Origin of the sequence: Corallococcus sp. CA047B (assembly GCF_003612065.1) — a bacterium.
GTDB lineage: Bacteria > Myxococcota > Myxococcia > Myxococcales > Myxococcaceae > Corallococcus > Corallococcus praedator.
In genome coordinates this window covers 17,427-28,919 of the sequence record NZ_RAWD01000096.1, presented here as the reverse complement: position 1 = coordinate 28,919, position 11,493 = coordinate 17,427, and the positions used below count along the sequence as shown (strand labels likewise).

11 protein-coding genes are annotated in these 11,493 nt (G+C 68.1%); 7 read left to right on the top strand and 4 right to left on the bottom strand.

Annotation, left to right across the window (positions count from 1 at the left end):
• A partial coding sequence (locus D7X74_RS16995; protein WP_147446590.1) for a M13 family metallopeptidase occupies positions 1 to 1,994 on the top strand: 1,994 nt, incomplete at its 5' end.
• A 30-nt stretch (positions 1,995 to 2,024) separates the two neighbouring features.
• Positions 2,025 to 2,273 carry a GlsB/YeaQ/YmgE family stress response membrane protein gene (locus tag D7X74_RS16990; RefSeq protein ID WP_120534017.1) on the top strand — a complete coding sequence of 83 codons (249 nt, stop codon included), beginning with the start codon at positions 2,025 to 2,027 and terminating at the stop codon, positions 2,271 to 2,273.
• A 7-nt stretch (positions 2,274 to 2,280) separates the two neighbouring features.
• Here the strand turns inward: D7X74_RS16990 and D7X74_RS16985 are convergent, their stop codons facing one another.
• On the bottom strand, positions 2,281 to 3,315 hold the full coding sequence (locus D7X74_RS16985) for a PA0069 family radical SAM protein (protein ID WP_120534016.1): 1,035 nt from the start codon (positions 3,313 to 3,315) through the stop codon (positions 2,281 to 2,283).
• Positions 3,316 to 3,526: 211 nt separating this feature from the next.
• On the opposite strand from D7X74_RS16985, the gene D7X74_RS16980 reads away from it, so the two are divergent.
• Positions 3,527 to 4,687 (top strand): M57 family metalloprotease, encoded by a 1,161-nt coding sequence (locus D7X74_RS16980; RefSeq protein ID WP_120534015.1) that lies wholly within the window; start codon positions 3,527 to 3,529, stop codon positions 4,685 to 4,687.
• A gap of 287 nt (positions 4,688 to 4,974) precedes the next feature.
• On the opposite strand, the gene D7X74_RS16975 is transcribed toward D7X74_RS16980, so the two are convergent.
• On the bottom strand, positions 4,975 to 5,796 hold the full coding sequence (locus D7X74_RS16975; protein WP_147446589.1) for a hypothetical protein: 822 nt from the start codon (positions 5,794 to 5,796) through the stop codon (positions 4,975 to 4,977).
• 504 nt (positions 5,797 to 6,300) lie between these two features.
• On the opposite strand from D7X74_RS16975, the gene D7X74_RS16970 reads away from it, so the two are divergent.
• Both D7X74_RS16970 and D7X74_RS42655 read left to right on the top strand, forming a co-directional pair.
• Positions 6,301 to 7,527, top strand: coding sequence for an MFS transporter (locus tag D7X74_RS16970; RefSeq protein ID WP_199732812.1), 1,227 nt, complete (start codon positions 6,301 to 6,303; stop codon positions 7,525 to 7,527).
• 15 nt (positions 7,528 to 7,542) lie between these two features.
• On the top strand, positions 7,543 to 7,764 hold the full coding sequence (locus D7X74_RS42655; RefSeq protein ID WP_147446588.1) for a hypothetical protein: 222 nt from the start codon (positions 7,543 to 7,545) through the stop codon (positions 7,762 to 7,764).
• A 44-nt stretch (positions 7,765 to 7,808) separates the two neighbouring features.
• Here the strand turns inward: D7X74_RS42655 and D7X74_RS16965 are convergent, their stop codons facing one another.
• Entirely contained in the window at positions 7,809 to 8,330 is a 522-nt protein-coding gene (locus D7X74_RS16965; RefSeq protein ID WP_147444341.1) for a hypothetical protein, read from the bottom strand.
• A 169-nt stretch (positions 8,331 to 8,499) separates the two neighbouring features.
• Here D7X74_RS16965 and D7X74_RS16960 point away from each other — a divergent pair, with 169 nt between their 5' ends.
• Positions 8,500 to 9,318 carry a GNAT family N-acyltransferase gene (locus D7X74_RS16960; protein ID WP_120534012.1) on the top strand — a complete coding sequence of 273 codons (819 nt, stop codon included), beginning with the start codon at positions 8,500 to 8,502 and terminating at the stop codon, positions 9,316 to 9,318.
• Here the strand turns inward: D7X74_RS16960 and D7X74_RS16955 are convergent.
• A complete protein-coding gene (locus D7X74_RS16955; protein WP_233602134.1) occupies positions 9,302 to 10,360 on the bottom strand; it encodes a response regulator transcription factor in 1,059 nt (352 codons plus the stop codon). The genes D7X74_RS16960 and D7X74_RS16955 overlap by 17 nt on opposite strands.
• A 237-nt stretch (positions 10,361 to 10,597) precedes the next feature.
• On the opposite strand from D7X74_RS16955, the gene D7X74_RS16950 reads away from it, so the two are divergent.
• A complete protein-coding gene (locus D7X74_RS16950; protein ID WP_147444340.1) occupies positions 10,598 to 11,470 on the top strand; it encodes a hypothetical protein in 873 nt (290 codons plus the stop codon).
• Positions 11,471 to 11,493: the final 23 nt, after the last annotated feature.

Here is an 11,493-nt window from a genome sequence, read left to right as displayed (position 1 = left end):
CCTCCATCCCCCCCGCCGAGCGTCAGATGCCGCCCGGCCTGGACGCCGCGGTGATGGATCCGTCGGCGAACCCCTGTGACGACTTCTACGCCTACGCCTGTGGCGGCTGGCTGAAGACCACGGAGATCCCCGCCGAGCGCGCGCGCTGGAGCCGGGGCTTCGAGACCGTGGCCGAGCGCAACCAGACGGTGCTGCGCGACATCCTCACCCGCGCCGCGGAGGGCAAGGGCGACGCTTCGCCGGACGACAAGCTGCTGGGCGCGTACTACGGCGCCTGCATGGACGAGGCGCAGCTGGAGAAGTCGCTGCCCGCCCTGCGCACGCACCTGACGAGGCTCTCCACGCTGAAGAGCCCGCGGGACGTGGCGTCGGCGGTGGCGTGGCTGCACGCGCGCGACGTGAACGCGCTCTTCCGGGTGGGGTCGGATCAGGACCAGAAGGACTCCACGCAGGTCATCGCGGTGGTGGACTCGGGCGGCCTGGGCCTGCCGGACCGGGACTACTACCTGAAGCCCGACGTGAAGATGCGCGAGGCCCGCGCCGCCTATCAGGCGCACGTGCAGAAGGTCTTCGAGCTGTTGGGGGACGCGCCCTTCGTGGCCAGCCGCAAGGCCACGGGCATCCTCGCCATCGAGACGCGGCTCGCCACGGCGTCGCTGCCCAAGGAGGAGCGCCGGGAGCCGGAGAAGGTGTACCACCGGCTGGAGCGCCAGGGCCTGAAGCAGCTGGCGCCCGCGTTCCAGTGGGACACGTACTTCGCGCAGGTGGGGCTGCCCGCGGGCGAAGCGCTCAACGTGACGCAGCCGAAGTACTTCTCGGAGGTGTCCGCGCTGGTGCGCCAGCAGCGGCCTTCCGACATGGGCCCGTACCTGTCCTACCACCTGGTGAAGAGCGTGGAGCTGGCGCTGCCCAAGGCGGTGCGCGACGAGTTCTTCCGCTTCGAGTCCACGGTGCTCACCGGCGCGAAGGCGGACCTGGCGCGCTGGAAGAAGTGCGTGGAGGCCACCGACGAAGCGCTGCCGCACGCGCTGGCCCGGCCCTTCATCGCCAGCACCTTCGGCGCGGAGGGCAAGGCCACCACCCTGGACATGGTCCAGCAGATTGAGCAGTCCTTCGAGCGCAACCTGGACACGCTGAAGTGGATGGACGCGGAGACCAAGGCGCAGGCCCTGGCCAAGGTGCGGAAGATCACCAACAAGATCGGCTACCCGGACCAGTGGCGCCGCTATGACGGCCTGGAGATCAAGCGCGACGCGTTCCTGGACAGCACCCTGGCGGCGAGCGCGTTCGAACAGGCGCGGCAGTTGCGCAAGGTGGGCCAGCCGGTGGACCCCACCGAGTGGTTCATGTCGCCGCCCACGGTGAACGCCTACTACAACGCGGCCACCAACGAGATTGTGTTCCCCGCGGGCATCCTCCAGCCGCCGTTCTTCAACCGGGACGCGGTCGCGCCGGTGAACTTCGGGGCCATGGGCATGGTGGTGGGCCACGAAATCACCCACGGCTTCGACGACGAGGGCCGCCAGTTCGACGCGGACGGCAACCTGCGCACGTGGTGGACCCCGGCGTCCGACAAGGCCTTCCGCGAGCGCGTGGCGTGCGTGCGCAATCAGTACGACGGCTACACGGCGGTGGACGAGGTGAAGGTGAACGGAAAACTCACCCTGGGGGAGAACGTGGCGGACCTGGGCGGCCTCAAGCTGGCGTACGCGGCGATGGAGGCCTACCTGGCGAAGCACCCGGACCAGGCGGCGAAGGCGGCGTCGTACCGCTTCACGCCCGGGCAGCAGTTCTTCCTCGCGCACGCGCAATCGTGGTGCTCGAAGATTCGTAATGAGGCTGCGAGGCAGCGGGCGATGACGGACTCACACTCGCCCGCGTTCCTGCGCGTCAACGGACCGGTGACGAACCTGCCGCAGTTCCAGCAGGCGTTCTCCTGTCAGGCGGGGACGAAGATGGTCGCCCCCGCTGCGAACCGTTGTGAGGTCTGGTAAGGGCTTCGGCCCTGTTACCGGGAGGACGGCATGGGAATCTGCTCGTGGCTGGTGTTGGGTGGTATCGCGGGTTGGCTGGCCAGCATCATCAAGGGCACCAATGCCCGGATGGGGATGTTCGCCAACATCGTCGCCGGCATCGTGGGTGCGATGCTGGGCGGCTGGGTGTTCAGCTTCTTCGGAGGCAGCGGCGTGACGGGCTTCAACCTGTACTCGCTGCTGGTGGCCACCGTGGGCGCCGTCATCCTGCTGTCCATCCTGCAACTCATCCGCAAATAGCCCGCGCCTAGAAGAGCGACAGCTGCGGGGAGGTGGACGGACGCGTCGGACGCCGGAAGGTGTCCGGCGCGTTTTCCGTGACGGAGGAGGCCCTCATGCCCACCTTGCGCGCCGACGTCGCGAAGAGCTGGTGGATGGTCTGCGCGTACAGGCCCTCGCCGCGCATGCGGTGCTTGAAGCGGCTGTCGGTGAGCTCCCCGCCGCGCGTCTCGCGGATGCGGTGCAGCACCCGGTCCGCGCGCAGGGGCAGCTTCGCGCGCAGGCGCTCCTCGAACACGGCCTGCACGGGGCCGGGCAGCCGCAGCAGCGTGTAGTGCGCCCGCGTGGCGCCGGCCTCGCGCGCGGAGGCGAGCACCCGCGCGATGTCCTCGTCGTTGAGTCCGGGGATGATGGGGGACACGGACACGGCCACGTCGATGCCGGCCTCCGCGAGCTTGCGGACGGTGCCCAGCCGCCGCTTCGGGGTGGCGACGAGGGGCTCCATGGCGCGCGCCAGCTCCTCGTTGTGGAAGGGCAGGCTGATGCTCACGGTGAGCTTGGTCTCACCGGCCAGTCGCTGGAGCACGTCCAGGTCGCGTTCAATCAGCACGCCCTTGGTGATGATGCCCACGGGGTTGCGGTACTCGGCGCAGACCTCCAGGCACCGGCGGGTGAGACGCAGCGAGGCCTCCAGGGGCTGGTAGCAGTCGGTGATGCCGCTGAAGACGACGGTTTCGCCCTTCCAGGACGGGCGCTCGAAGGCTTCGCGCAGCAGCTCCGGGGCCTGGGGTTTGACGACGAGGCGCGTCTCGAAGTCGGTGCCGGCGCCGAAGTCCAGGTACTGGTGCGTGGGCCGCGCGTAGCAGTAGGCGCACGCGTGGAGGCAGCCCCGGTACGGGTTGACGCTCCAGGAGAAGCACACGTCGGGGCTGTCGTTCTTCGACACCACCGAGCGGCTGTGGTCCTCGTAGACCTCCAGCCGGGCAGGGGGGATTTCGTCCAGGTACTCCACCGCGGTGCTCGCCCAGGGGTTGGGCGGATTGTCGACGGGACGTGGCTTCACCCGCCCACGCTGCGACTGAATGTGCGTTCAGTCAAGGCCGCCGTTGAGCCTGGAGGGCCTCACTTCCGCTGGCGCCCAATGAAAGTCAGCTCGCGAACACTGCCTGATTGGGTCCAAGTGCTTGCATGATCCAGTCTTTCTTGTTTGACGGTATTTACTGGTAGTGGTCTGCCATTCGTCCACGAATGCAGGTCCATCACAGGGAGCATCCATGTTTTCAAGGAGCGTTGTACTTGCGGCCGGATGCATTGCGCTGGGATTCGGGTGTGGCGAGCCACCCGATGAGGCGCAGGAAATCATTGGCAATCTGGTCAATGCCGGGTTCCCGTCCGACGACATCATGGTCGTGGACGGGAAGGTCTACGTCGGGCGGGACGCCGAGGTGTCCCTGGCCGCCTCGCGCGAGATGCTCGCGGACGGTGCGACCACTGAGGAGCAGTACCGCACGACCAACCTCGTCAGCCCCTCCTTGACGAAGATCTGCATCAACGGCCCGGCGTTCACCGGCGTGTTCAGCACGGCGCTGGACCTGGCCATCCAGAACTTCGACGAGCTGCCGCTCACCTTCGCGATGGCGCGCGCGCCGAGCACCGGCTGCAGCTTCACCATCAATGCGGTCATCGACCCGAACCTGAACGGTGGCTCGGCCGGGTTCCCGGCGAACGGCAATCCGTATGGGCAGATCAACATCGGTGGCCAGCTCAGCCAGTACGGCGTTGACGTCATCGAGCATGTCATCACGCATGAGATTGGCCATACCGTCGGATTCCGCCACTCGGACTATTACAACCGCGCCGTCAGCTGTGGCTCCGGCGGCGACGAGGGACAGGCCGGCGTCGGCGCGATCCACATTCCGGGTACGCCGACCACGGCGAACGTCGGTGGCTCGCTGATGAACTCCTGCTTCCGCTCGGTCGAGTCGGGCGAGTTCACCTCCAGCGACCTCACCGCGCTGGCCGCGCTGTACACGCCCTCCTCCGCCCCCGCCCTGGTCAGCGGCCTGGCCTCGAATCGCTGCGCGGATGTGACTGGAGGCAGCGCCGCTCAAGGAACGCCCCTCCAGCTCTGGGAGTGCAACGGCACCGCCGCGCAGCAGTGGACCCTGACCGCTCAAGGGGAACTGCGAAGCAGCCTGGCGCCCAATCTCTGCATGGACGTCTCCGGCGGCGATCCGACTCCAGGCACCCGTGTCCAGGTCTGGGAATGCAATGGTACGCCCGCCCAGCGATGGACGAAGGTCGGCGCCACGCTGCAGAGCGCTCTGGGGGCCAACCTCTGCCTGGACGTCTTCAATGCCGACACGACCCAGGGCACCCGGATCCAGATCTGGTCGTGCAACGGTTCAAACGCCCAGAATTGGTCCCAGCGATGAACGTGTAGCTCGGCGGGGGCTTGAGGGATTGTAAGCGTTCACGGGGGGCTCGCCTGAGGGGGCAGTGAGGCCGCGAACGGTGGGCCTCACCACGCCCTATGCCCTGGGCGGACGCGTCCGCACGCTGGGGACAGGAGAGACGGCCCGAACCTTCGCATCGAATGATGGGACGTGCGGGGCCTATCGCACGGTCTCCTGGCGGGTGCTCGAAGACGGTCGCACGGTCTTGTTCTTGAGCCGCCTTCGCCCGGACGACACCCGTGGCCGGGGGTCCTGATGCATGTGTTTCATGTCGCAGGCATCATGAACGTCAACTTGCGACTGCCCTGCTGGTAGGTCATCCGCGTGCGTCCGGCTCCCGCGGGCTTTTGTGCGGTGGGTGGCCCCTGCCAGGTCTCGCCCCGCAGGATGTGGCTCAACGTGTCGAGCTCGGGCTCGACAGCCTTCGCCCTGGCAACGAGCATCAGCGCGGCTTCCACCGGAAAGTGGGCCCGGTGGGTCCGGTGCATGACGCCCAACGCCAGCCCGGCCAGCGCGGCGCCCGTCTCCGACGCAACGTTCGCGGAGGACTCTGCCGGGAAGAAACGAACGGCGTTCGGCTGAATCACCACCGCGCCGGGCTGCACATGGAGGCCGGACACGAGCCACGCCGAGCCTACCTGGAAGGCCGCGGTTGAAGTCGTCGCGGCAGGCGGTGTCCAGTGCTGGAGCAGGACCAGTCCACCCCAGAGCTGCTTGTACTTCCACAGCAGTGGCATCGAAATCTTCTGCGCGCCCCGCAGACGCACGCTCCTGAATCGCGTCCCGATGCTGATCTCCAACGTCCGCAGCGCCTCGCGGGGAACGATGACCGTCTTGCCCAGATTCGGCTTCCAGATGAGGCGGTGGCTCGTGAGCAGGAACTTTCCGGACCGTCCCCAGATGAACCAGACCGCCAACAGTGGAACCACCACGGTCGGCAGCAGCACCAAGGACAACATGACCGTGGCGAAATACGCCATGAACCACGGGCCCCCGGTCGCAAGCACCTGCTCGCCTTCATCGGGTGGGAGGCTCTCGGCCCAGGCGGGCCAGCCGGGCGTTGGGGATGAAGGGATCATGGCGCGCACCGAAATGCACGCCTGCTGCGAAGTCAAGCCGACGCGGAGGTGACCGACCCATTGAGACGGCGCAGAACCTCCCATGGCAGGGTTCCCATCACGGTGCGCGCTGAACCTCTCGGCCCCCTTCCTCCACGCATGCTTACGGGTGGGCGGCGACCTGGCTGGCAATCCAGGTGGCCACGCCAGCGTCGGTCCTTTACGTGTTGGCGTTGACGGTCTCCATGTGGAAGGGCTGGGGGACCTTGATCCGGGACGCCTACCCACGGCTCAACGCGTGGTTCATCGCGGTGGGCATCACCCACTTCTATTGCTGCGACGTCAGTGTGGGGCTGGTCGCTGATCTCCCGCCGGGGACCGCGAGTGCCGTTCTCAACGACCTGACTGGAAAGACGCCGGGGAGGCTGTGCGCTTCGGCGCAAGGCCGCCCGGCCGCCGCTTTGCTCCTGGGCCCAGGGGACGAACGGGATAGGGTCGGTCGCTGGGCAACAGCAGCCCGTCGAAAGAGACCGCGTGGCCGGACACGACATTCGCATTGATGACGCTGCACTTCCTGGGACGACGCGTGCTCCGCATGCGGGCCTCACCCTGTTCGCGCTGGCGATGGGCGGCTTCGCCATCGGGACGACCGAGTTCGCGTCCATGGGCATCCTGCCCGCCTTCGCGGCGGGGCTGCACATCGACGAGCCGACCGCCGGACATGTCATCAGCGCCTATGCCCTGGGCGTCGTCATCGGAGCGCCGGTGCTGGCGGTGCTGGGCGCGCGGATGTCCCGGCGCATCCTGCTGATTGCCTTGATGGCCCTGTTCGCCGTCGCCAACGGGCTCAGCGCGCTGGCGCCGACCTATGGCTGGATGCTCGCCTTCCGCTTCCTGAGCGGGGTGCCGCACGGCGCCTACTTCGGGGTCGCGGCGCTGGTCGCGGCCTCCGTGGTGCCGCGAGCGCGTCGCAGCCAGGCCGTCTCTCGCGTGCTGCTGGGTTTGACCATCGCCACGGTGATGGGAGTTCCGTTCGCCAACACGCTCAGCCTGTTGCTCGGCTGGCGTTGGACCTTCGCCACCGTCGCGGTGCTGGCCGTGCTGACCATGGTCCTGGTCTTCGCCCTGGCGCCGAAGGATCCGCCCCATCCGGAAGCAAGCCCCCTGCGCGAGCTGGGCGCCCTCAAGCGTCGTCAGGTGTGGCTCACGCTGGGCATCGGGGCGGTTGGATTCGGAGGCATGTTCGCGGTCTACGCCTATCTGGCCTCCACGCTGCTCGCCGTGACGGGCGTCAGCGCGGAAGTCATCCCCGCGGTGCTGGGTGTCTTTGGCGTGGGGCTCACCGTGGGCAACCTGTTCGGGGGCTGGGCCGCGGATCGCTTCCAGATGCGCGCGGCGGGCGGCCTGCTGCTGTGGAGCGCGGCCTCGCTCGCGCTGTACCCGATGGCGACCGCGCACCTGTGGTCCATCACGCCCGTGGTCTTCCTGGTGGGCTGCGGAGGCGGACTCAGCTCGGTGTTGCAGACGCGGCTGATGGACGTGGCGGGTGAAGCGCAGACGCTGGCCGCCGCGCTGAACCACAGCGCCTTCAACGTCGCCAACGCGGTGGGGCCGTGGCTCGGAGGCATGGCCGTGGCGGCCGGACTGGGCTGGCCGTCCACGGGATGGGTGGGCTGCGCTCTGGCGCTGGGAGGCTTCGCCATCTGGCTGGTTGCGTCCGCGGACCCCCAGGGGAAGCCGGCGGAAGCACCGCAGGCGTGAGTGGAGGAGGGGCGCATGGCGCCCCGTCAGCGGCCCTCCATCCGTCTCGACGGGCTCACTTCCGTATCGCCCAATCCATTCCGTCAGGCCTTTGTGATGGGCCGGCGTGCAGGACACGAACGCACGGGCGCCGTCGGGTTCGATGAGGATATGGGCGGCGGCAACAGCAGATTCTCAAGCTCCAGCCACCAGGTCGATCACGTTGATTTCATGAAACCGCCCGCTCCCTGTATTTGAAACAGAGGCGGTCGTCCTGCTGGCATGGAGACGCCGTTGGGGCGTCAGAGCATGGGAGAGAAGGGCTTCTTGAGGGTCAACGTGAGGCCGACCTCCCGGCCATACGGGATGCGGCCCATCCGCTGCCCCCCGTCCTCGAACGGGACGCTGAAGCGGACGCCCACGGAGCCATAGATGAAGCCGAGGAAGGGCGCCAGGTGGAGTGACGTCGTGGCCTGATGGACCGCCGTCCCTGTCTCATGGGCCACGCCCGCCTCCAGGCCGAGGAACAGGAAGGTGCCCTGGACTCCGCCACACAACCGCACGTGGTCGCCGTCCATCCACTGTGCCTGTCCGAAGACGCCCACCGCGCCTGACTTGAAGGACTGCGAGCTGTTGTTGTGCATCGCCACGTTGAGCGTGGACTCCAGTCCCACGCCCCAGGCGGTGTCCTCCTGGCGGCGGCTCACACTCAGCAGCGGTCCCACCGTGAACCAGGGCTGCGGGGAGCCATCCTCCGGCGTGGCCGGGACGATCAGGGTGAGCAGGGCGAGCGCGTTCATCATTCCAGGATACGTGGGGGCCATCACAGCGCCATGGCTCCACTCCAGACACTGTCCGTGCTCGGTCCCTGGAGTGCGCCGGGGACCGGAGGGCCGGGAAACGCAGGCCGTGCTCGAACTCGGGTCCTCCGCGGCGAATGAACGTGTGCGGGCGGCGCGACGCCGGCCTCGCTTCGCTACCGGGAGATGACCCATGACATGCATGCATTGGCGTGTTGCCACCACGCAGCGGGAAATCGATGACGCGGCTCGCATCCGCTGGGCTGTCTTCGGCGGAGAGCTGGGATTGTTGTCCGGGCAGCCGGCGGCGTCGCGGCGCGAGGTGACGTGCCTCGACACGCTCGACACCACGGTGCACGTGGTCGTCTATGCCGACACGGAGCCCGTGGCGACGGTGCGGCTGTTGCTGCCCAACCCGGAGATGGCGGCCCGCGTGGGCGGGACGGTGGGCATCGACATGGAGCAGCGGGTGGACCTCTCCGGGGTGATCCGGCCGGAGATGGTGATCGCGGAGCCCTCGCGCTTCTGCGTGCTGGAGCCGTGGCGGCGCTCCGAGGCCGTCACGTGGCTGCAGGCGGGCATGTACGTGGAGAGCCGGCGGCGCGGGGTGACGCATTGGATCGCGTCCGCGAACCTGGACACGGACTCGCGCGAGGACGCGCTGCTGTCGTGGCAGGTGGCGGCCTCCCGGGGATGGCTGAGTCCGCGCTGGCGGGTGGAGGTGCCCGACCCGTGGCAGGCCCCGGCGCAGCCCCGCAGTCCCTTCTACACGCCGGAGGAGCGGGCCAAGGCGGAGCAGGGGACGTTGGACGGGCTGCGGCTGCCCAGGGCGCCCTCGCTCTTCGCCAGGTCGCTGGGGGCGCGCTTCATCGCGGAGCCGCTCTTCGACACGTACTTCCAGTGGTTCACGCTGCCGCTCATCATCACGCTCGATGAGGTTCCGGCGGACTCCGTCGCGCGCTTCCTCGCGCTGGAGAACGGCGCGACCTGTTCCCTCAGACGGGCTTGTTGAGGCGGGCGGCCTGGTAGAGGAGCTCCGCGCGGTTGTCGATGCCCAGCTTGTCGCGGATGTTTCGCACGTGGGTATCCACGGTATGGACCTTGATGCCGAGCTCACCGGCGATCTGCTCGTGGGTCCAGTTGCGGAGCAGGTACTTCGCGGTCTCGGCCTCGCGAAGGGTGAGCTTGCTCCTCATGTCCACGGGGAGCGGGATGGACATGGGGATCTCGTTCATCAGGAGGGCCCATTTCCGCGGGCCGTCGCTGGCAGGCAGCTCGATGAACCGGACCGTGCGGTAGCCATCCGCCTGGAGGGAGACCCAGACGTTCTTCTCGAGCCGCGAATCCGCGTCCATGCCCATCAGGGCATCCAACCGCTCCTTGAGACGGAGGGGGAGTCCGGAGGAATGGAAATCAGAGGGCGCGAACCACCGCTCCAGGAGGACGCCAGCGTGCTTGGAGCGCGTCACCACGCGAGAGGAGGGCTCCACGATGAGATACGCGGTGTCGGTGTGGTCGTGGAGCTCTTCGAGGAGGAGGGCGCCGGTGTTCAGGGCCTGGACGTCACTGCAGTTGCGCACCGCGTTCACCAGGTGCGGGGTGAGGCTGGAGAGGACGGCGGCGCACTGGGGGGAGTAGGAGCGTCGCTGCGTCCGGTAGAGCGCGAGGGCGCCGAGGAAGTCGGGGCGGATGGGGAGGAGGACGGCCATGACGTGCTCCAGGCCCAGCCCCAGCTCCCGGCTGCGTTGGTAGAGCAGGCTGTGTTCATACTCCCGGCGGGGGAGCATCTCCTCATCGAGGATGACCTCGTTGGGCCGGGCGAAGATGGGGGCCCGGACGAAGTCATGGTCGGACACGCTGGAATAGTGTTCGAGCAAGGGGATGGGGTGGCCCGGGACCAGCCATTTGAAGTCGAGGACAGGCGTGGTCCGCATGAGGCACAAGGCCACGGAGTCGGACGGCGCCAGTTCGAGGAGGGGCGCTCGCGTGGCTTCGAGGACCTGGGGGAAGGACAGGGAGCTGTTGAGCGCCGAGATGACCCTGTCCCTGAGCATGAGCTCATGGGTCGTGAGATTCATTGAACCGGACATCCGCCCTCCCGTGGTTGGCCGCGCCACAGTCTTGCACGTGGCGACCTCTCATCCATAGGCACGGACTGAAACCCCGTCCCGCACTCTTGCGGGGGATTGACAGGGGAGGGTGGTTTGCGTCAGCAGGTGCCCGGGTCGAGCGGCGAAAGGGGGCAGGGGGCGTTTGTCAGGGAGCAGGGCACTCGATATGACGCGGCGCCAATGATTCGCACACTGTTGCTGTCTGTCGCCCTGATGCCCACGGTTTCGCTCGCGACTCCTGTCGCCGAGGAGCCCCTCTCCGGCGCCGCCAGCGATATCCCCGCCGTCGAGGAGCCCCGGCCGGCGGACACGGCCGCGGAGGCCCCACGCGCCGACACGCCGCCCACGGAGGCCGTGACGCCGCCGGCTCCGGAGCGCCCGGTGCTCTCGTTCGTGGAGGCGAAGGAACAATACGAACTGCGGCACATCGGCTTCGACGACTACGTCGCGACGGCGGTGGGCCCCTGGATGGCAGGCAATGGCGGCCTGTCGATGAGTCCTCCGAAGACACTCGGCCGTTGGAGCATCCCCTACGAGGGGAAGCACAGGAGGCCGCTGGAGGGCGTGGGGTTCTACGAGAAGCTGGGCAGGGCGGACCTGGTGGAGGCGTACCAGTCCAACATGCGCAAGAAGACCGTCATCGGGGTCGCGGGCGGAGTGACGATGGTGGCGGGAATGGGCTTGATCCTCGGGGTGCTGGGGCCCAAGGACGAGGACTGCGACATCGCCCGGCCCGGCTTCAGCGCCTGCGTCCGGGGCAACCTGGATCGCGGCGACCAGCGGCTCACGCTGAGCCTGGTCGGCATGGGCGTCGGGTTGGTGGGCGTGGGCGTCATCGCCTATGGCGTGTTGCTCAACCCGCATCCCATCGAGCCCTACCAGGCGCGCGAGCTGGCGGATGGCTACAACCTGCGGCTCCAGGGGGAGCTGGGACTGTCGGAGGACCCCGCCCGCACGCCTCGGACGCGAAGGCTCCCGGGCTTCATCCAGGCGAGCCTGTCCCCCACCGTGGGCCCGGACGGAGGCGGCTTGCAGCTGAACGGCGTGTTCTGAGGACCGCGGGATGACCTTCGAGC

Bases quoted from the DNA above. Each gene is read 5' to 3' on its own strand.
- D7X74_RS16990 (WP_120534017.1), top strand. From the start codon at position 2,025: ATGGGAATCTGCTCGTGGCTGGTGTTGGGTGGTATCGCGGGTTGGCTG.
- D7X74_RS16980 (WP_120534015.1), top strand. From the start codon at position 3,527: ATGTTTTCAAGGAGCGTTGTACTTGCGGCCGGATGCATTGCGCTGGGA.
- D7X74_RS42655 (WP_147446588.1), top strand. From the start codon at position 7,543: ATGGCGCCCCGTCAGCGGCCCTCCATCCGTCTCGACGGGCTCACTTCC.
- D7X74_RS16965 (WP_147444341.1), bottom strand. From the start codon at position 8,330: ATGGCCCCCACGTATCCTGGAATGATGAACGCGCTCGCCCTGCTCACC.
- D7X74_RS16960 (WP_120534012.1), top strand. From the start codon at position 8,500: ATGACATGCATGCATTGGCGTGTTGCCACCACGCAGCGGGAAATCGAT.
- D7X74_RS16955 (WP_233602134.1), bottom strand. From the start codon at position 10,360: ATGCTCAGGGACAGGGTCATCTCGGCGCTCAACAGCTCCCTGTCCTTC.
- D7X74_RS16950 (WP_147444340.1), top strand. From the start codon at position 10,598: ATGATTCGCACACTGTTGCTGTCTGTCGCCCTGATGCCCACGGTTTCG.